24 protein-coding genes and 1 pseudogene are annotated in these 19,797 nt (G+C 35.4%); 18 read left to right on the forward strand and 7 right to left on the reverse strand.

From position 1 onward, the window contains the following. Positions 1-91: 91 nt before the first annotated feature. The gene (locus AADV52_RS00540; protein WP_014918409.1) at positions 92-823 is read right to left on the reverse strand and encodes a MurR/RpiR family transcriptional regulator; all 732 of its coding nucleotides are present in this window, start codon (positions 821-823) and stop codon (positions 92-94) included. A 200-nt stretch (positions 824-1,023) separates the two neighbouring features. Here AADV52_RS00540 and AADV52_RS00545 point away from each other — a divergent pair, with 200 nt between their 5' ends. Next, on the forward strand, positions 1,024-2,361 hold the full coding sequence (locus AADV52_RS00545; RefSeq protein WP_014918410.1) for a PTS sugar transporter subunit IIC: 1,338 nt from the start codon (positions 1,024-1,026) through the stop codon (positions 2,359-2,361). Positions 2,362-2,428: 67 nt separating this feature from the next. Here the strand turns inward: AADV52_RS00545 and AADV52_RS00550 are convergent, their stop codons facing one another. Next, complete coding sequence (locus tag AADV52_RS00550) at positions 2,429-3,181, reverse strand: MIP/aquaporin family protein (RefSeq protein ID WP_014918411.1); 753 nt, start codon at positions 3,179-3,181, stop codon at positions 2,429-2,431. A gap of 271 nt (positions 3,182-3,452) precedes the next feature. Here AADV52_RS00550 and AADV52_RS00555 point away from each other — a divergent pair, with 271 nt between their 5' ends. From AADV52_RS00555 to AADV52_RS00570, 4 genes and pseudogenes are all read left to right on the forward strand, one after another. Beyond that, entirely contained in the window at positions 3,453-3,827 is a 375-nt protein-coding gene (locus AADV52_RS00555; protein WP_230856756.1) for an MgtC/SapB family protein, read from the forward strand. Then, positions 3,815-4,111 (forward strand): hypothetical protein, encoded by a 297-nt coding sequence (locus AADV52_RS00560; protein ID WP_237458673.1) that lies wholly within the window; start codon positions 3,815-3,817, stop codon positions 4,109-4,111. The genes AADV52_RS00555 and AADV52_RS00560 overlap by 13 nt, the downstream gene beginning before the upstream one ends. Positions 4,112-4,128: 17 nt before the next feature. Then, a complete protein-coding gene (locus tag AADV52_RS00565; protein WP_003627211.1) occupies positions 4,129-4,257 on the forward strand; it encodes a hypothetical protein in 129 nt (42 codons plus the stop codon). Further along, positions 4,220-4,372: pseudogene (locus AADV52_RS00570) on the forward strand (family 1 glycosylhydrolase); the annotation flags it as partial. The gene AADV52_RS00565 and the pseudogene AADV52_RS00570, both read left to right, overlap by 38 nt. A 39-nt stretch (positions 4,373-4,411) precedes the next feature. Here the strand turns inward: AADV52_RS00570 and AADV52_RS00575 are convergent. Continuing rightward, positions 4,412-5,269, reverse strand: a complete 858-nt coding sequence (locus tag AADV52_RS00575) for an RluA family pseudouridine synthase (protein ID WP_014918413.1) — start codon at positions 5,267-5,269, stop codon at positions 4,412-4,414. Positions 5,270-5,357: 88 nt separating this feature from the next. Between AADV52_RS00575 and AADV52_RS00580 the strand changes: the two genes are divergently transcribed. Genes AADV52_RS00580 through AADV52_RS00600 form a run of 5 tightly spaced genes read left to right on the forward strand, consistent with a single transcriptional unit; the run spans position 5,358 to position 12,467 of the window. Further along, the gene (locus AADV52_RS00580; RefSeq protein WP_014918414.1) at positions 5,358-7,415 is read left to right on the forward strand and encodes a PBP1A family penicillin-binding protein; all 2,058 of its coding nucleotides are present in this window, start codon (positions 5,358-5,360) and stop codon (positions 7,413-7,415) included. Positions 7,416-7,435: 20 nt separating this feature from the next. Beyond that, complete coding sequence (locus AADV52_RS00585; protein WP_003627204.1) at positions 7,436-7,786, forward strand: YlbF family regulator; 351 nt, start codon at positions 7,436-7,438, stop codon at positions 7,784-7,786. Between the two features lie 8 nt (positions 7,787-7,794). Next, positions 7,795-9,015, forward strand: a complete 1,221-nt coding sequence (locus tag AADV52_RS00590; RefSeq protein WP_014918415.1) for a metallophosphoesterase family protein — start codon at positions 7,795-7,797, stop codon at positions 9,013-9,015. Beyond that, the gene (locus AADV52_RS00595; protein WP_014918416.1) at positions 8,996-11,497 is read left to right on the forward strand and encodes an ATP-binding protein; all 2,502 of its coding nucleotides are present in this window, start codon (positions 8,996-8,998) and stop codon (positions 11,495-11,497) included. The genes AADV52_RS00590 and AADV52_RS00595 overlap by 20 nt, the downstream gene beginning before the upstream one ends. Beyond that, positions 11,490-12,467 (forward strand): 3'-5' exoribonuclease YhaM family protein, encoded by a 978-nt coding sequence (locus AADV52_RS00600; protein ID WP_014563184.1) that lies wholly within the window; start codon positions 11,490-11,492, stop codon positions 12,465-12,467. Before AADV52_RS00595 ends, AADV52_RS00600 begins: the two co-directional genes overlap by 8 nt. Positions 12,468-12,509: 42 nt before the next feature. Here the strand turns inward: AADV52_RS00600 and AADV52_RS00605 are convergent, their stop codons facing one another. The 4 genes from AADV52_RS00605 to AADV52_RS00620 all read right to left on the reverse strand — a co-directional run bounded on the left by AADV52_RS00605 (position 12,510) and on the right by AADV52_RS00620 (position 14,873). Beyond that, on the reverse strand, positions 12,510-12,932 hold the full coding sequence (locus tag AADV52_RS00605) for a PAS domain-containing protein (protein ID WP_014918417.1): 423 nt from the start codon (positions 12,930-12,932) through the stop codon (positions 12,510-12,512). A 138-nt stretch (positions 12,933-13,070) separates the two neighbouring features. Beyond that, positions 13,071-13,973: a peptidylprolyl isomerase PrsA gene (locus AADV52_RS00610; protein ID WP_014918418.1), complete on the reverse strand. Its 903-nt coding sequence runs from the start codon at positions 13,971-13,973 to the stop codon at positions 13,071-13,073. A 117-nt stretch (positions 13,974-14,090) separates the two neighbouring features. Further along, positions 14,091-14,426 carry a hypothetical protein gene (locus tag AADV52_RS00615; protein WP_014918419.1) on the reverse strand — a complete coding sequence of 112 codons (336 nt, stop codon included), beginning with the start codon at positions 14,424-14,426 and terminating at the stop codon, positions 14,091-14,093. A 9-nt stretch (positions 14,427-14,435) separates the two neighbouring features. Further along, complete coding sequence (locus tag AADV52_RS00620; RefSeq protein WP_014918420.1) at positions 14,436-14,873, reverse strand: HIT family protein; 438 nt, start codon at positions 14,871-14,873, stop codon at positions 14,436-14,438. 286 nt (positions 14,874-15,159) lie between these two features. On the opposite strand from AADV52_RS00620, the gene AADV52_RS00625 reads away from it, so the two are divergent. From AADV52_RS00625 to AADV52_RS00660, 8 genes are all read left to right on the forward strand, one after another. Further along, the gene (locus AADV52_RS00625; RefSeq protein ID WP_014918421.1) at positions 15,160-15,351 is read left to right on the forward strand and encodes a hypothetical protein; all 192 of its coding nucleotides are present in this window, start codon (positions 15,160-15,162) and stop codon (positions 15,349-15,351) included. A gap of 16 nt (positions 15,352-15,367) precedes the next feature. After that, the gene (locus AADV52_RS00630; protein ID WP_014918422.1) at positions 15,368-15,703 is read left to right on the forward strand and encodes a HigA family addiction module antitoxin; all 336 of its coding nucleotides are present in this window, start codon (positions 15,368-15,370) and stop codon (positions 15,701-15,703) included. Positions 15,704-15,717: 14 nt separating this feature from the next. Continuing rightward, positions 15,718-16,461, forward strand: coding sequence for an ABC transporter ATP-binding protein (locus AADV52_RS00635; RefSeq protein WP_003627193.1), 744 nt, complete (start codon positions 15,718-15,720; stop codon positions 16,459-16,461). Then, complete coding sequence (locus AADV52_RS00640) at positions 16,454-17,632, forward strand: ABC transporter permease (protein WP_014918423.1); 1,179 nt, start codon at positions 16,454-16,456, stop codon at positions 17,630-17,632. The genes AADV52_RS00635 and AADV52_RS00640 overlap by 8 nt, the downstream gene beginning before the upstream one ends. Before the next feature lie 19 nt (positions 17,633-17,651). Continuing rightward, positions 17,652-18,305 carry a tRNA (guanosine(46)-N7)-methyltransferase TrmB gene (trmB, locus tag AADV52_RS00645; RefSeq protein WP_012212149.1) on the forward strand — a complete coding sequence of 218 codons (654 nt, stop codon included), beginning with the start codon at positions 17,652-17,654 and terminating at the stop codon, positions 18,303-18,305. Between the two features lie 69 nt (positions 18,306-18,374). Continuing rightward, positions 18,375-18,695 carry a thioredoxin family protein gene (locus AADV52_RS00650; RefSeq protein ID WP_014918424.1) on the forward strand — a complete coding sequence of 107 codons (321 nt, stop codon included), beginning with the start codon at positions 18,375-18,377 and terminating at the stop codon, positions 18,693-18,695. 19 nt (positions 18,696-18,714) lie between these two features. Next, entirely contained in the window at positions 18,715-19,362 is a 648-nt protein-coding gene (gene ytpR, locus AADV52_RS00655) for a YtpR family tRNA-binding protein (RefSeq protein ID WP_012212147.1), read from the forward strand. Positions 19,363-19,580: 218 nt separating this feature from the next. Further along, positions 19,581-19,733: a hypothetical protein gene (locus AADV52_RS00660; RefSeq protein ID WP_014918425.1), complete on the forward strand. Its 153-nt coding sequence runs from the start codon at positions 19,581-19,583 to the stop codon at positions 19,731-19,733. Positions 19,734-19,797: the final 64 nt, after the last annotated feature.

Here is a 19,797-nt window from a genome sequence, read left to right on the forward strand (position 1 = left end):
ATGAAATCGGTTGCGATTGAGTAAGAGAACAAAGAAGTTTAGGAATAGAATATAAAATTAGTTTTATGTTTCAGAAATGATACAGGGTGTGCTATTTCTTGATCATATTTTCTAATATGCGATCAAGACTTTCGATGATATACATTACAGGAACTTGTGAAGACATATCATAATAATTATTAAGTCGCCGAGTCTTTTCATAATAGTTAAGAACATAGCGACTCATTTTTGCGATACTGCTATTTTCATTGCTAGTAATGCAGACAATTTTTACGTCTTCATCATTAACGAATTCATTGATCAATTCAATCAGTTCAGTTGTTTCCCCAGAAACAGAGAAACAAAAAATAATATTATTGGTAGTATTTTCTAGTTTGGCATGTAAAGGATAGAAAGGATCTGTTACAGCAGTTGTGTTAAAGCCAAGGGATGCAATTCTTCTGGCTGCATATTCTGCTAAGAAGGCAGAATCACCCATTCCAACGGTAGTAATATTATCGCTTTGAAAAACGGTATTAGCTACTATCATCAAACGAGTTTCAATATCCTTGGGAAAGTTGCTTTCATTAATATAAGTAAATTTAGTATTTTTAGGTTTATGTTGTAAAGTATCGTTTTTAAGATAAGCTTTAAATTCCGGAAAACTATTAAAACCAATTTTATGAATAAAGCGCATGACTGATGAGCTTGAAACATGTGCATTTTGTGCGATATCTCGTACACGCATGTAAACGACTTTGTCAGAATTTTGAGTAACATAGCGATAAATAGTCATATCAATGTTTGATAACGATGATAAATCTTTAAATCCAAAAAAGGCCATGATATTTCTCCCTATAACTAACTATTGATTAAAGAATAACATAGAATTTTTGCTTATGAAACGAGTTGTTCCATAGATGGAATATAAAACTTAATTGGCTGTTGATATCTAACTCTTTGAAATATATTGCTTATATAAAATCGCTTTCATAAAATGTAAGTGTCATATGAAATATTGAGAGTATTGAGGGGAGTACTTTTATGCAGAACTTTATTAATCAAAAAATTCTACCTCCTATCATGAAATTCGTTAATACTAGAGCAATTAAAGCTCTAAAAGATGGGATGGTACTTTCTTTACCATTTATCATGGTAGGTTCAGTATTTTTACTTTTAGCTTCATTTCCAATTCCAGCAGTAGCAAATTGGATGAATCAAACGGGCTTAACCCCATATTGGAATCAAGCTTATAACGCTTCATTTGGGATAGTTGCCGTTTTCGCAGTTGTTGGTATTGCTTATACATGGGCTAAAAATGAACATGTTGAAGGCTTACCAGCAGGGATGACTGCTTTTGTTGGATTTTTAATCATTATGAATTCAACCACTCCGGTTAAGGATGGCGCTAAGACCGTTATTTCTGCTGCTAAAGCTCCAAACTTATTGATTGGCTTCATCGATCGTACTTGGCTTGGTGGTCAAGGAATGATTGCTGCTATCATTGTAGGTTTGATCACTGGTTGGATTTATACTTGGTTTGTTAAAAAGAAGATTACAATCAAGTTGCCAGATCAAGTTCCACCAGCAGTTGCTAACTCATTTGTTGCTTTGATTCCATCAGCTGTTTTGACTGTTTGGTGGTTGTTAGTTTATATTTTCTTTGATAAAGTAGCTCACACAACTTTAACTCAATGGATTTACACTACTATTCAAACTCCATTGCAGGGTGTAACTGATTCATTTGGTGGTATTTTACTATTAACATTATTAGTACCATTCTTCTGGTTCTTTGGTGTACATGGATCTACTTTAGTCGGTGGTATTGCAGGACCAATTTTGAGTGCGAATGCTCTAGAAAATGCTGCAATCTTTAAGAAATTAGGCTACGTTGATGCTGCTCACGGTGGTCACATTGTTATTCAAGGTTTGTTTGACCAATTTTCAACAGTTACCGGTGCCGGCATGACTATTGGTTTGGTAGTCTTTATGACCTTTATGGCTAAGTCGACACAATTGAAGAGTATTGGTAAGTTGGCATTAGTTCCAGGAATCTTTAATATTAATGAACCAGTTCTGTTTGGTTTGCCAATTGTAATGAACCCAATGCTAGCTATTCCATTCTTCATCATGCCACCACTTTCTGCAGGTTCAACTTATTTATTAATTAAAGCAGGGATTTTACCATATTTGAATGGTGTACAAGTACCATGGACCACACCACCAGTTGTTTCTGGATTCTTGATCGGTGGTTGGAAAGTTGCCATTTGGCAAGCTATGATTTTGGTAGTTTCATTCTTTGTATATCTTCCATTCGTACGTAGTTACGATAAGATGTTGTATGAAAAGGAACAAGCTAAAGTAACTGAAGAAAAAGCTTAAATAAAATTGTAATTAAAAAGATCGATGATCACCGTTTTTTAACGAAGATCATCGATCTTTTGTTTTTCTATAATCCAAATGCAATCTTGTATAACAATGCACCGCAGATACCACCAGCAATTGGAGCAACTACTGGTACCCAACCGTAGTCCCAGTGAGCAGAACCCTTATGAGGCAATGGGCAAAGTGCATATACGATACGTGGACCAAGGTCTCTTGCAGGGTTTAATGCGGGACCAGTTGGACCACCTACAGCCATAACTAATGCGGTAATTAAGAAACCAACACCGATGTTAGCAATATCTTCTGATTGCTTGAAGAACATGCCACGGTAAAGACCAACGGCTACGAATAAAAGAATAGCTGTACCAACAAATTCAGTAACAAACCCGTTTAAGCGGCTATGAGCTGTATCACCAGTAGCGAAGCTGGCAAAAACAGCATCATCGCTAGCAGTTCTCTTGATGTATGGCCAATATACAGCAACTAATAAAAGTTGACCTACAATAGCACCAAGCATTTGTACCAAGATGTAAGGTACAACTTCATCCCATGGAAAGGCACCGGCACAAGCTTGAGCTAAAGTTACGGCAGGATTCAAGTGGTTACCTGAAATTGAACCAAATAGCATGGCAGGAAGCATTACACCGAATCCAAAACTGAATGCGATTAAAAGCCAACCACCGTTTGCTTGACCATCACGACTGTTACCACCAGTATCTCTCAACACTGAGTTGGCAACTGAACCATTTCCAAATACAACTAAAATAATTGTGCCGAAAAATTCAGCAAAATATTTCATTAACCAAGTATGTTCCATAGTAGATACTTTTTACTCCTCCAGTAGAAAAAATATGTGAAAAATAGTACAACCAAAGATTATACTCTTAACTCAGAAAATAGATATAGTTATTTTTAAAAAATGCAAGAATTTTGTCCTGAAATGGCTTTTATTTGACTATTATTAATTATTTCTTTTGAATGAAGGTGTAAACAAAAATGCTTTTTGCCCATATGGGTATGGAACATAGTTCCCCAAAATTATGATGAGTTTCAATCTTAGTTTCTTAGAAATAATTTTACGCTTATCGATGGCTACAACTTTTGCAGCAATTATTGGCTTGGATAGGAAAGAACATAATCATCCAGCTGGTCTTAGAACGCATATCTTGGTATGCTTAGGCGCATGCATTTTAGCGTTAATTCAAGAAGCAATTTGCAATCAAGTTCTATATTATGCGAAGAATTTCCACACTTTATCGACGGTACTTGAGTCTGATCCAGCTCGTTTGATTGCTCAAGTAATAGGCGGCATCGGCTTCATCGGTGCAGGTAATACCCATCATTTTGTCATGGGTCTTACTACAGCAGCCTCTTTGTGGGCTACTGCAAGTATCGGCTTAGCAATTGGATGGGGTATTATTGTATTGCAATCGTCGGTGGAGCGTTTGTTTTGCTGGTGGTAGTCATTTTACGTAAAATTGTTAAAGTAAATACATATAAGCAGGTTGAATTCAAATATATTGATCGCCATACGCTTGATCAAGTTTTGCAGCCATATTTTAAACAGAATAAAATTCAGGTGAAACACTTTAGTTTTAAGGTAGATACTAATAACCAAATTAATAAGAAAAATGTGTATATTTGTGTTTGCAATCTTAAATTTCCAAAAAATATGACTTATTTAAAAATGGCGCAAGATTTGGCGATGAATAACAATATTTTTGAAATCAGTCTTGTTACGTTGTGATTTGAAAGAGAATTTTTATGAATAAAAACGATCAAAATGATGTAGTGACTGGTGCATCACAAGCTATTGATGTTAATTCTGGGTCATCTTTAATGGAACCTGACAAAAATAAAAATGAAGAAACGCTATGGTTTTGTTTATGTTAATATGGATGATTTGGGACACGGATCATTGACACGTACACCAAAGAAGTCTTATAACTGGATGAAACATATAATTGAAACTAATGGTGCAGCGTTAGATGAAAACGAAAATAATTAGAGCAAAAACCGTAGTCTTTGATAAGGCTACGGTTTTTGTTTATAATTTAATTTCTTCTTCTGGTAATTTAACTGTTAATTTTTCAAAAGAAAAAGGTTTAATCAATGAAATCTCATAAGCGTCGAGTGTCAAGTCTTCTCCACCAAAGTTGGGATTATACAACGGATCGCCAATAATTGGTGTACCAAGGGATGCGAGGTGCACACGGATTTGGTGAGTACGACCAGTTTCCAAAGTTAGTTTAACTACCGCTGTATTATTATCATTTCTTTTTAACACTTGATAATGTGTTACGGCATGAAGTCCAGCAGGTGAGATCATTCTTTTTCGTTGATCTTCAGGATCATGATCAATTGACTGATTAATTGTTCCTTGATCGCTTAATTTATCTGCATGGTCAACTTTAGCCAAATAATTGCGATGGAAGGTTTTACTGGTAAGTTCACGATTTAAAATCGGCACTACTGCAGGATTTTTTGCGACAAGCAGTAAGCCGCCAGTAAGCATGTCCAATCGATGAACAATGTAAGGACTTTGTCCTAAATAGGTGGCGCAATCATTTAAGGCGGTATTGGTTTCATTTAAGTTGGGGTGAGTTTTTTGCCCCTTCTTTTTGTTAATGATTAAAAGATTATCGTCTTCATAAATGATATCAGGCAATTTTCCACTAGCTGGATATTTTTGCTGAGCAGAGTCAACCTGATCTAATATAATGTCAATTTTATTGCCTGGCAAAACATTTTGATTAAAATAGCGATATGTGCCGTTAATTGTAATATTTTGTTCAATTCTTAAGTAATGACGCCATTTTCTCGGAATAAGCAATTTGCATAATACGTCATTTACAGGTAAGGGCTCGAGATTTTTAGGATAAAAAAGTGTAAAATGATAAACCATAAATATTTCCTAAGACTATTTCATTTCTAAACAAGTGTACTAGCAATGTGATACAATTTTCTTGTTTCTAAAAAGGAGCATTGTATTAATGAATAATGACCAACCAAAGAGAAGTGGCTTTAAAGATGTTTGGCATCGAATTGATCGCCGCTTCTTTATCGGCCGCTGGATTATTTTAATCCTGCTCACTCTTATATTGATAACTTGTACATATTATACAATTAAAGTTAAAACTTCGAATATTTCAAATTTGAAGGCATCACTTTCAACGACTACAACTATTTATGACTATAAAGGCAAAAAAGCTGGTTCTTTATATTCACAAAAAGGAACGTTTGTTGAATATGATAAAATTTCTCCTAATATTCAAAATGCGGTGATTTCTACAGAAGACCGTACTTTCTGGAAGAATCCTGGCTTTAGTATTAAGGGAATGGCCCGTGCTGCGATAAGTTTGATTATTCATCACGGACAAGTAACCGGTGGTGGTTCAACTTTAACGCAGCAATTAGCCAAAAATTCGCTTTTAACTCAGCAGCAAACTTTTTCACGTAAATTAGAAGAACTATTCTTTGCGATTGAAATTAACCATGTTTATTCCAAAAAAGATATTCTGACGATGTATTTGAATAATGCTTATTTTGGTAATGGAGTCTGGGGCGTTCAAGATGCCAGTCGCAGGTATTTTGGTAAAAATGCTAGCGATGTCACAGTAGGTGAAGCTGCAACGTTAGCAGGAATTTTGCGTAATCCAAGTTTTTACAATCCTGTTGATCATATGGCTAACGCTTTATCGCGACGCAATTTAATTTTGGGGTTAATGGCTGACAATGGTAAGTTAACTGCCGCTCAAGCTAAAGCTTATTCTAAACAAGGATTAACTCTGAAAAATACGTTTAGAAATAAAGATGGTTATCGTTATCCATATTTCTTTGATGCTGTAGTAGATGAAGCTATTAGCAAATATGGCTTAACTGAAGAGCAGGTAATGAATAAAGGACTTAAGATTTACACTACTCTTAATCAAAATTACCAAGGAAGATTGCAAGATACCTTTAATGAAAGCTGGCTTTTCCCACAAAATGGTGCTGATGGCACAGAGTGTCAAGGTGCGAGTGTGGCAATGGATCCAGAAACAGGTGCTGTAAGAGCGGTAATTGGTGGTCGCGGAAAGCATGTCTTCCGCGGTTATAACCGTGCAATTCAAATGAAGCGTCAGCCTGGTTCATCAATAAAGCCAATTGCTGTTTATGCACCAGCTCTTCAAAATGGCTATCATTATGATTCTGAACTTTCCAATAAGTTGCAGAAGTTTGGTAAAAATGGTTATGCGCCCCACAACGTAGATAATGGCTATTCTGATAAAATTCCAATGTATGAGGCTTTGGCTCAAAGTAAAAACGTTCCTGCAGTATGGTTACTCGATAAAATCGGTGTAAACAAGGGCGTCCAATCTGTTCAGAATTTTGGTATAAAGGTGCCTAAGTCAGATCGTAACTTATCTTTGGCTTTAGGCGGACTTTCTACAGGGGTTTCACCTTTACAGATGGCTCGTGCATATTCTGCCTTTGCCAATAAGGGTAATTTGCCTAATAATTCCTACTTTATTACTAAAATTACCGATGCTAGTGGCAATGTTTTGGTTGAAAATAATAATCCAGGTAATCATAGAATTATTTCTGAAAATACTGCCAAAGAAATGACAACAATGATGCTTGGCGTTTTCACTAATGGTACTGCGCAAACTGCTCAACCTAATGGCTTCCGGGTTGCTGGTAAAACTGGTTCAACTGAAGTTCCTAATTCATATGGTTTTGGAACAAAGGACCAATGGATTGTCGGTTATACTCCTGATATTGTGTTAGCTACCTGGGTTGGTTTTGACCAAACAAGCAAGCAGCGTTATATGCAAGGAGTATCAGAAACAGGGATCACTAGATTGTATAAGGCAGAAATGGAAGGGATTTTACCGTATACTGCTCAAACGCAATTTACCGAAAAATCGCCTGGTCAACTTGTTAAAAACAATGGATCTAATTTTGATTGGACCAATGGCTTAGGACAAAAAATTCAAGCTGGCATTGGATCAGCAGGACAGAAAATTAATGAATGGTATAATGATGTCAAAGGTTTATTTGGCCAATAAAATTTAGGAGGACCAATTTAATGATTAATATTTATGATTCAGCTAATCAATTAGCACAAGATTTAACAAAGACTGACCAATACAAGGCTGTTGGTGACGCTGTTAAGGCTGTTCAAGCAGACGACGAAAGTGCAGCTTTATTTAAGAAGATGGATGAGATTCAAGCTAAGATTATGCAAGCTCAACAAACTGGCAAGCCATTATCTGATGAAGATCAAAAGGCTTACCAAGAATTAAACGCTCAAGTACAAAAGAACGACAAGATTGTTGCTCTTCTTAAGAGTGAACAAGGCTTGTATGATTTGTTAGGTGAAATCCAAAAGGCTTACACTAAGCCAATTAATGATCTTTATGAAGGTCTTAGAAACTAGAATTTGCGATGAAATTTATTCATTTTGCAGATGCGCATTTAGATAGTCCATTTCGCGGGCTATCTTTTTTGCCATCTAAGGAATTTAATCAGATATATCAAGCAGCTGATCAATCATTAATACGGATTGTAGACTTAGCTTTAGCTGAAAAAGTTGATCTTGTTTTGATTGCAGGTGATACTTTTGATAGTGCTAAGCCATCTCCACGTTCGCAGTTGTTTTTTGCAGAGCAGGTTAAGCGACTGACTGATGCACAGATTCAAGTAGTAATGATTTTTGGTAATCATGATCATATGCGACGTGAAGATTTATTGGTTAACCAGAGCCCATATTTTAAATTGCTTGGTGCAGATGAAGTAGTAGAAAAAGCATCATTTAAGACTAAAGATAATTTTAACTATGATGTAGTTGGTTTTTCGTATTTAAATAATCATATTACAGAAGATAAAATTCCAGATTTCCCTGAAAAAGGGCAAAATTATACTTTTGGTTTAATGCATGCCCAAGAAAAAGAAACTGATAGTCGTAAAAATGTTTATGCACCATTTACGGTTGCTGAAGTTCAGGCATTAAATTATGATTACTTTGCTTTAGGACATATTCATGTTCGACGTAATTTGAGTGAAAAGCCGTGGATTGTCTATTCAGGTAATATTCAGGGCCGTCATATCAATGAAATGGGTGCCAAGGGATGCTATCTTGGCGTAATTGATGAAAGTACCAAAAAAACAAGTATTGAATTTAAGGCAACAGAACCTATTTTGTGGCAAGGAGTGCAAGTTGAATTAGATGCTCAAATTAGTAAAGCTGATTTACAGAATCGAATTATTGCAAGTTTAAATAATGCTGAGCAAAAGACTTATTTCAGCTTAACTATTGCTGGTGCCCAATTTATGACTGAAGAGGAACAGGAATTAATTCAAGACACAGATTTTTGGCAAAATATTTCGCAAAATTTGTCGTTTGATTCGCAGTTGGTAGATGTACGCTTGAAAATAAGTTCTAATTTGGAACTCAATGAAAATGATCAGCAGGCTTTTGAACAAGCCAAAAGCGAAATATTTAAAAATGACGAATTTGATCAGATTGTGAGTGACTGGAAGAAAAAGGATCCTCTATCAGCTCAATTAGCAGAAGATCCTGCATTTATTGATGCGGTTAAGCAACTGACCGAAGTTAAATTAATGGGTAAATTGAAAGGAATTACTGATGAGACTGAAACAAATTAAAATAGTCAATTTTGGGCAATTCTCTAATAAAACTTTTGACTTACCTAGTGATCAAATCAACGTCTTCTTTGGAGCTAATGAAGCGGGGAAGAGTACAACCGTTGCTTTTATTAAGCAGGTAATGTTTGGCTTTCATTTGCGCAGCAATGCCTCGCCGTTTTTTGAAGACTATACGCCACTAGCACATGTTAGTCCGATGGGTGGTAGTTTAGTTTTTGAAAATGATGATTCAGAATATGAATTAGAGCGTCTGTACGCCAAGGGCGATAAAACCAAACAAGGAATTTTAACCGTTAAAAAAGACGGTCAAGTTGTACCTGAAAATTTGTTTTTTGATCAAATTCAAAATATTGACGGTTCGTTTTATGCAGATAGCTTTATTTTTAATCAAGAAATGCTAGGCCAAGTTACTAGTTTGAGCCAAGAAGATTTACTTGAGCGTATTTATTACTTAGGTGCTGCTAATAGTGGCCAATTGTTAAAGTTGCGCGATGATTTTGCTAAAGAAGCTGGCAAACTGTTTAAAAAGACTGGTAAAAAGCCTGAAGTTAACCGTTTATTAAAGCAAATAGAAACTGATCGTGATCAATTGGCACAAACCAAGGCAGAATTTAGTGATTATGAGAAGTTAGCTCAAGATCTAAAAGACTATAAAGATCGCTTGAGAAAAGCACAGCAGGCTTTAGCGAATATTCAAAATAAGCAAGCTAGTTTGCATGAGTTGCAAAAAGAGTTGAGCAACTATACGACTTTACTAGATTTGCAAAAACAGATAAAAGATATCAAATTTGATAGTGAAAATTATCAAAAAGCTCAAGATTTAATGGCACAAGGACGAAATTTACAAAAGATAATGCAATCCTTGCAAGAGCAATTATCTTCCTTAACCGATAATGAAATAAATGATGCAGCTGAGTCTAAGAAAGTCGTACAACAAAAGCCACAATTATTGCAATGGCAGGCCGAATATCGCAATTGTTTGCAAAAGGCAAATCAGTTAAATCAAGAAAAAGAGCAATTACTTGCTTTATCACCTGAAATTAATCAATTGCTTGATTTGCAAACGGATGACATTAAGCAGCTTAAAGAGGACTTCTTGGCTTTGCCATCAAAACCAAATGAAGAAGTTAATGAAAATAGTTCTAGTGATAAAATTTGGTATATTGTTGGTGCTGTATTAGCAGTTATAGGTCTAATTTTATTGGGTACTGCTGGAGTGGTAGGCATTATTGCATTAATAGCTGGTATTGGACTTGCAGGTTTTGGCTATGTAAAAAGTGAACAAGCTAATAAGCAGCAAGCAGCTATTTTGGCAAAACAAAAGGCAGTTAAAGATCAGAGACAGGCATTTTATTCAAAATATAATTTAGATCCCGACATGTTGGATTTAAATAGTTTGTTGACCAATTTAAATCAATATAAGCTTAAAGAAAGCGCTGAAAAAACTAACTCTGAACAATTAAATGAAATTAATCAAAAAGTTGCTCAGCTTGCTGCTAATGTTCAAAATATTATAAGAAAGCCAGTCGATGATGGTTTTGATCAGATTTTGAATGGCTTAGACGAGATTGAAGAACAAATTAATAAGCAACAAGAGTTAGTGCAGAAAAAATCTAATTTATCTAATGCATTAAGTCAGGACAAGCAAGATTTAAAAGAGTTGAATTTGAAGTTGAAAGCTGTTTTAGCTCAAGCTAATGTGGAAGATATGGCAGCATATGATGCAGCTTATCAAGAATTTTTAGCTCAAGCTAAAATTAAGGCTCAATACGATGCTCTAGAAAAGAATTTGCATGATGATCTGGATGAATTGAAGCAAGAAGCTAAGGAACCTGGCAAGGTTTTGGCACAATTGCAAAATCTGGCTGCTCAAGCTACTGATACAACGAAAGAAATTGATGCTTTGCAAGCTCAAGTTGCTAAATTACAAGTTCAATTGGACAATTTGGCTGATTCAACTGCAGTATTTGAAGCAAAGCAGGAATTAGCTAATACGGAGACTAATTTTGTTAACAGCAGTCAAGAATATTTGGCTAATTTAGTAGCATCAAGGTGGATTAGTCGTTCACTTGATTTGGCTTCTAATGAGCGTTTTCCTAAGATGCTTAGTGCAGCTAAAGAGTATTTTGCTTTGCTTACAGGTGGCCGTTATGTCGATATCATTTTAGATAAGAAATTAACGGTTACGCGTAAAGATGGAAAAAAGCGTGAAGTTAAATATTTATCTCGTGGTACTGCAGAACAGCTTTATTTTGCATTGAAATTGGCATTTATTGAACAAATTAAAGATAAGATTAATTTGCCAATCTTAATTGACGATTCATTTGTTAATTTTGATGATCGCCGAATTGGTTATATTAAGAAATTACTTGAAAAGGTTAGTGAAAATAATCAGGTATTGATTTTTACAGCTCAAGAAAAATTGGTTGATCAATTAGAAATTTCGCCTTTAACTTTTACGAAAGGAACTCAAGATGCTTAAACGATTATTAGATTATAACGATGGCGAAGAAATGGATATCGTTGTTTTAATTAAGAATTCACAATTGCGTCATAATAAGAAAAATAATCTTTATTTGGCCATGCAATTTGGTGATGACTCAGGTGAAATCCATGGCAATTATTGGGATGCTAATAATCAAGATGCAGCAACCTTTAGTACAGGCACAATTGTTGAGCTAAATGGTAAAAGAGAAGAGTATCAAGGGCGCCCTCAGATTCGCATTTATAGTTTGCGTGTTGTAGGACCTCAAGAGGGCTATAATCTTGACCAATTTATTAAATCTGCTCCTGAGCCAATTAATGAAATGGAGCAGGAGATAAATAATTTCGTAGCACAGATTCAAAATAAGACTTGGAAAACAATCGTAGAATATCTGCTTAAAAAGTGGGGCAAAAGATTCTATGATTATCCAGCAGGTAAGAGCAACCACCATGCTGTTCGAGGCGGTTTAGCATTTCACACATTATCAATGTTAAAGGATGCTAAGGGGTTAGCTGATAATTATGAACAAGTCAATCGTTCCTTGCTTTATGCGGGATGTATTTTGCATGATATGGGCAAAGTATTGGAGCTTACAGGTCCAGCTGCAACACAATACACAACTGAAGGAAATTTGGTTGGTCATTTAGTTTTAATAGATGAGCAAATTATGCTTGCAGCTAATGACTTGGATTTTGATCTTGAATCAGAGGATTTGCTTTTACTCAGACATATGGTCTTGTCGCACCATGGCAAGTTTGAATATGGTTCGCCTAAGTTGCCAGCTCTGCTTGAAGCTGAATTGCTTCACCGAATTGACGATTTAGATGCAGCGGTTTATGCTGTGACGAATGCTTTGCAACATACGCCTCAAGGTCAATTTACTGAGCCTTTGCTTAGCCAAGATGGCAAGAGATATTATCACCCTAAGCATGATCCAGCATTGGAAAAGGCACGACATCTAGAATAGAAAAAATGGTAGTACAATAGTACTGCCATTTTTAATTAACGATTATTTTTTGTGGATCATATTTAGAAGATTGCGCCATTTACTGCCTTTAACCTGATAACTTTTAATAGGCTGCGTGACTTCCACACATCCCAAATATTTTCCATTATCATCGTGGAGACTGTAAAAAGAAATGTTAAGAGGCTGTCCATCCTTATGAATATTAATTGAAATTGAATTGCGTTCACCTTCATGCATTTGTTTTAAAACAGCTTTAATTCGACCTTGCGAGTGACCGGGATGAACTTTGAAGACAGTCTTGCCAATATCTTTTTCAGTTCTAGGGAAGATGCGATGCTCATTTATTGATGACCAGACAACAATATCATTTTCATCGAGTACGTCAAATTCTTGAGGAATGGTAGTAAAAATAGCGTTTAATTCTGGAAGTGATAAGTGACCACCTTTTAATTTAATTTCATTCATAGTTAAAGCTTCTTTCTATACTTTAATTTTAGCATTAAAGCGGTTACTTACGCCGTTACTAAAAGGATAGACAATTAAGAGTAAAGAAAAAATCCAACTCTCAAGCGAGAATTGGATTTTTTAATTTAGTAAAATTTATTACTTAGTAGCACCAGTTGAAACGTAAGCTGATAATACATCCTTCAAGTCGTTATCCTTGATAGAAACGTCTGCCTTCTTCAATACAGTAGCAATAACGTCCTTCATAACAGCTTGATCTTGAGCCATTGATGCGTAAATTTCATCATCGATAGCCTTCTTGTGATCAGCAAACTTACCCTTAGCTGGGTGACTAATCATCTTGATTACGTGGTAACCAGATTGTGACTTAACTGGACTTTCAGTAACTTCACCAGTCTTAAGCTTGAATGCGGCAGTCTTGAATGCACTGTCTAAAGTGTTGTCGGTTGAATCAAATGCAGGAAGCTTACCGGCTTTATTCTTAGTAGCAGTATCAAGTGAGTACTTCTTAGCTAAGCTCTTGAAGCTCTTACCATCCTTCAATTGCTTGATAATGTCTTCAGCAGTTGACTTCTTAGCAACTAAAATATGTTGAACAGTTACTTTAGGTTGGTAGTTCTTCCAAGCTTGTTGTTCTTGCTTCTTAGAAATCTTCTTAATGTGCTTTAAAGCTGCTTCAGAAAGCAAATTGGTCTTCAAGTTTTGCTTGAATGTTGAAGCAGTCATACCATTTTGTTGTAAAACAGCACTAAATTGTGAGCCGTATTGCTTCTTGTAGTTGTTGTATTGCTTATCAACTTTCTTTGATGAAACGTACTTGCCGTATTGTTGTTCCAAAGCACGGTTAATAATCATGTTAGCCAAAGCTGACTTACCAGCTTGAGACTTCTTCATTTCATCGTAGTATTGTTGTTGAGTAATCTTACCACCCTTGTAAGAAGCAACAGTAGCATTGTTGCCGCTATTTGAGCAGGCAGCAGTAGATAAAGCAACACCAGCTACAGCAACAACTGCAGCAACTTTTTTCATATAACTCTTCATATAAATAAATCTCCACATCCTTAATTAAGTAACTGTCAACTAATATACCATAAAATTAGTTGTTTCGTTTTTAAATAAGCAATATTCACAAAAAAACTAAATTTTCTTTAATATTTCTTATTTAACAATATTATTTTCACCAAAATCTTGATTTAATTGATCACTTTTTTGTTTGATTTTATCAACAGTTGGATCAATATGTCTTGAATACTTTTCAACATCATCGCTGAGGTCGCTAATAGTTCGTTCAGCTTGAGGCATTTGTTCATTTAATTCTTGACTTGCTTTTTTTGCTTTTTGCAAAGCTTGATTGAATCGATTGGCTTCATGCTTAAAGGCATCAAATTCATCCTTAAGTGGTTTTCCTGGACGATTGCCTTCATCATCTTTCATGCAAGAAAAGACTAATCCAGCTGTAGCACCGAAAACAGTGCCTAAAAGAAAATGTTTCATTATTTCACCTTAAAATTGTGCTTTAATCTTATCAGCTACTTCATTGTATTTTGCTTCATCGTATTGATCGGCGTTGTTACGAGTCAGGAGCTTCAAGCCATCGCCTTCAAAACGAGGAATGAAGTGAATGTGTGAGTGCATAACTACTTGGTTAGCTGACTTACCGTTGTTAGTGGTAATGTTCATCCCAGTAACGTTAGGAAATGCCTTCTTGATTGCGTTAGCAATTTCAGGGATGTATTGCAAATATCTTTGAGCATCTTCCTTAGTATAGTCAAATAAGTTAGTGATGTGCTTCTTAGGGATCATCAAAGTGTGACCTGGGTTAACTTGAGAGATGTCTAATAAAGCTTTGACATCATCGTTTTCGAAGACCGTGTAGCTTGGAACTTCACCGCGGATAATTTTGCAGAATAAACAATCGTCAACTAAATTTTTATTTTCCATATAATTACCTCTTATTTGTTAGACTTTAGTTTCTTATAACATTCATGGTATCATGAAACGAACTTAATCAATAATTAGAATACTAAAAAAATGAAAGAAAGATTGCTTTTTGTTTAAAAATATACCGATATGGTATAATTACGGTGAGGTGAATATGTGGAATATTTTGCAGAGACAAAAAATTAACTAAGATATTAAATAGTCCAAGGCTAATGACAAAAGAGTCTGGAAAAGATCGTGCCAGGCGAATTATGGCAAGATTAGACGAATTTGATGCGGCAAAAATTTGGCTCAAATTCCTTCAGATTCACCACCAAGGTGCCATAAACTTCAAGGAAACTTGCAAGGTGAATTTGCCGTAGATGTTAGTGGAAATTATCGTATGATTTTTGAAGGTTACGATAAAAATGATGTGATATCTACGAAAAAAACAGAAATTGTGACAGTCCAAATAATTTCCATTGAAGACTATCATTAAAGAAAGGGGCTTTATCATGCTTCATCGCGAGAATAAAATTAAAAAATATCATGTTAGTTCTGCTGCTGATTTAATTCAAGAGACAATGGAATATTATGATATTACTCAAACAGATTTAGCTGAAAGATTAGGTGTAAGTCAAAAAAATATTTCTGATATTTTAAAGCGTAAAAGATTTATTAATGAAATATTAGCTTTGCGGTTAGAAAAAGTAATGGGAATTTCTAGTGAATTATTATTGACCTTAGATTCACATTATAAGTTAGAGCAAGCTAAAGCCAATAATGAGATTACCAAGAATGATAAGAAGAACCCCTTATTTTTAAGACGGTATGATTGGGTAAGTGCATAGAAAGAAACGAAAAAATGACATTAAAAATTGAAGACTTAACTGGGGGCTATACTGGTGTCCCAGTTATCAAAGATATTAATTTGGAGATTAAGCCAGGAGAGGCACTGGGCTTAATCGGTTTAAATGGTGCAGGTAAGTCAACTACGATTAAGCATATTTTGGGTTTGCTTAGACCGCAAAAAGGTAAAATTTTGCTCAATGATGTGAATTTGACGATGCAGCCAACCAAGTTTAAGCGGCAAGTTGCTTATATTCCTGAAACGCCAGTTTTATATCCAGAATTAACTTTAAAAGAGCATTTGGAGTTAACGATGTTGAGTTATGGTCTTGATCCTAGCAAATCATGGGATAGGGCGCATGAACTACTTAAAATGTTTAGATTAGATGATAAGCTTGATTGGCTGCCGATTCACTTTTCTAAAGGGATGCGGCAAAAAGTCATGATCGTATCCGCCTTTTTAGCTGATACCAGCTTGCTTGTAATCGATGAGCCATTTACTGGTCTTGATCCACTTGCTGTAGCTAATCTGATTGATTTAATTAAGCAATCAATTGCTAACGGCAAAATGGTGCTGATGACTACTCACGTTTTAGCTGATGCACAACAAGCAATTTCTAACTATGCTGTTTTAAACCGCGGCACCATTGAAGTGATTGGCAGCTTACAAGAAATTCGTCAGCACTATGGTTTGAAGCCTGATGATCCGTTTGACAAGCTCTATTTAGCTTTGAATAGAGAGGATAATGGCAATGCGTGAGTTAGCAAAAAAAAGGTTAAACGAAAACCTTAAGCAATCAGTTAAGTATTTAACACTGGTTTTCAATGACTTCTTTATCTTGGCTTTGATCTTTTTATTCGGGGCTTTGATGTTCTGGTATGCGCAAGCCATGAAGTCGATGCCAACTAGTTTGTGGTTTTACAAGCCATTGACAGGTTTACTGTTATGGCTGCCGTTATTGACGGGACATTTGGTTACGCTATTAAAAGACGCGGATATGCAGTTCTTGTTCACTCAAGATGAGCGGATGGATGAATATTTGAAACCGATGTTTAAATACAGTTTGGTTTTACCGTTTATCTTAGAATTATTGCTTGCTGGTATCCTGTTTCCATTTGCTATGATCAAAGCGGGGCTTAATACTCCTAGCTATATTTTGTTAATTTTGACGCTATTTTTTATTAAAGTGGCAGAATTAGATATTGAACAAAAGAATTTATATTTTGGTCAAAAAATAAAGTTTAGTTGGATTAGTTTAGCTGCTTTGGTAGTGTCGATTTTTACTACATACTATCCGATAATCGGATTTGCCATAGCAGGATTATTTGCATCAGTTAAAAGAAATAAACAGCTATTATTCGATTGGCGTTATGCCGTTGAAAGTGAAAAAGCAAGAAAAGATCGCGTTTACAGCATCTTTAGCATGTTTACCGATGTTGAAGAAAAGCAAGTAACGATTAAACGTAGAAAATATCTTGATTTTCTTTTACCTAAGTCAATCGCTAAAGAAAATCCTAACTTATTCTTGTATCGGAGATCACTACTCAGAAATCCAGAGTACTTGAATTTATTAGTTAGAATGACAGCTTTTGCCGTGTTGATTTCTTGGCTGGTACAAGATTGGCGTTGGGCACTTGGCTTGTCTTGCTTAGTGATTTTCTTGACCGTTTACCAACTGTTACCGATGGCAACCGAGTTTGATTCAAACATCATGTATCGTGTCTATCCAATTGTGCGTGACAATCGCGGAAAGGATTTAGTCAAAGTCTTAAACTTAGGACTTCTGATCCAATGGCTATTGATCAGCGTATTCTGGCTAGTACTATTGCCAATTGATTCTCATCTTTGGATTAGTATTGCAGTATTATTTGTATTCACGATGATTATCAATTATGGTTATTTGCCAGTTAGAGTTAAACAACAAAAATAAAGAGATAGGAATTGAAAGAATGAGATTAAGAAATAAACCTTGGGCTGTAAAGCTTGTTAATGAACATCCTGAAAGTGTTTTGCAAAATCCTGACCCTGAAAAGAAGATTGATTGGGCGGCACGTTTTGGCAATGACAATACAATTGAAATTGAAGTGGGTTCAGGTAAGGGCCATTTTATTACTACCTTAGCTGAAAATAATCCAGATAAAAATTATGTAGCGCTTGAACTTCAAACTACTGCAGCTGGTATTATTTTGAGAACTAAGCTAGAAAAAGGCCTAGACAATTTACAAATTTTGCGCGGGGATGCAGCTGATATTAACTGCTTCTTCCCTGAAAACAGCACGAATGTCATTTACTTAAACTTCAGTGATCCATGGCCAAAGACTCGTCACGAGAAGCGCAGATTGACTTATAAGAGCTTTTTAGCTAAGTACCAACAGGTCTTAACTAAAGATGGCCATATTGAATTTAAGACAGATAATTCAGGCTTATTTGCTTATTCTGTGCAAAGTATGAATAATTTTGGGATGCATTTTGATTTTGTTTCAGTAGACTTACATCACGAAAAACCTGAAATCGTAGAAAAGAATATTGAAACTGAATATGAACATAAATTTGCTGCTAAAGGCAATCCAATTTATGCATTGCATGCAGATTTTGAAGCATAGCACTTGTAAAATATATTTTTAATCATTAAAATACTTATAAATAGTAAGTTGATAATGAGGGGTAAAATTATGGAAAAGATTAAAGAATTAACTGAAGATCAATTAACAGAAATCACTAAATCAGGTCGCGTTGTATTGGAATTCTCTGCCAATTGGTGCCCTGATTGCCGCTTCTTAGATCCATTCTTACCAGAAATTGAAAAAGATTTTTCAAATGCTAAGTTTTATCAAATTGACCGTGATGGCTCAATGGATGTTGCAAAAAAATTAATGATTATGGGAATTCCTTCATTTGTTGTCTACCAAGATGGCAAAGAAATTGGTAGACTAGTAAATAAGGACCGTAAAACTAAAGATGAAGTAGAAAATTTTTTACGATCACTTGATTAAAAGGAGAAATAGAAAAAGCATGATTACTAGTACTAATAAAGAAGCTTATCCTAATACTTTGATCGTGATTATGGGTCATGATGAAGGCCGTAGTTCATTTGAAGAAAAAGAAGACGTTACTCGCGTAACTAACGATGAAGGCAAGACTATTGGTTTTAACTTCTTCAACGTTGATAAGTTAATCGACTTTGATAAGTTACCAAATGGTCCAGTTAAGCTTTCAGATGATGAACTTGCAGCCTTAAATAAGAAGCTTGCTGAAGTTGGTTTTGATGATAAGTTAGCTTATGGCAAGCCAACCCTTGTTTATGGCTACGTTAAGACCTGTGAAAAGCACCCAGATTCAGATCACCTTCACGTAACTACTGTTGAAGTGGGGGACGGTGAAGAACATCAAATCGTTTGTGGTGCTCCTAACATTGCTCAAGGTCAAAAGGTTGTTGTTGCTCTTCCAGGTACTTTAATGCCAAATGGTGAACAAATTTGGCCAGGTGCTCTTCGTGGTGTTGATTCATACGGTATGATTTGTTCAGCTCGTGAATTAGGTCTTCCACATGCACCACAAAAGCGTGGTATCATGGTTGTTCCTGATAACTTTGAAGTTGGTGCAGAATTTGAACCAACTAAGTGCGACGAATTGATCGCTAGTGGTGAAATCACTTTATAATTGAGAAAGGGCATTGGGCTACTAAATGTTAGTCTGATGCTTTTTTGCTGCAGTTAAATAAAAAAGTACGTTTTGCTAAACCTTTTTGTAAAAGCAACTACAATAAGAGTTGAAGAAGGCGTTTTTTATGACAAGAAAATATGAAAAAGAAGTCAAAGAAGCATAAAGCGTATTAGAGGATAAGAAGTTAACTGATAGTGAAATCTCACAAGAGTTAATTGACAAAGACCATCCAACTGAAAATGTTAAACCATCTGAGCTTGCGTAAAGAGCCAGATTTAGCACCTCAAATTGATTTTACTTTATTAGGTGACCTTGCTGGATTGTCCAAGGAAGCTAAGGAAGAGGCGGCAGTTGCTGTAGCTAAATAAAGTTAAATAGAAGATATTGTAATAGGTCAATATATATAAAAGAAGGGTTGAGAAAAAATCTCAA

Source organism: Lactobacillus helveticus (genome assembly GCF_046109915.1).
Classification (GTDB): domain Bacteria; phylum Bacillota; class Bacilli; order Lactobacillales; family Lactobacillaceae; genus Lactobacillus; species Lactobacillus helveticus.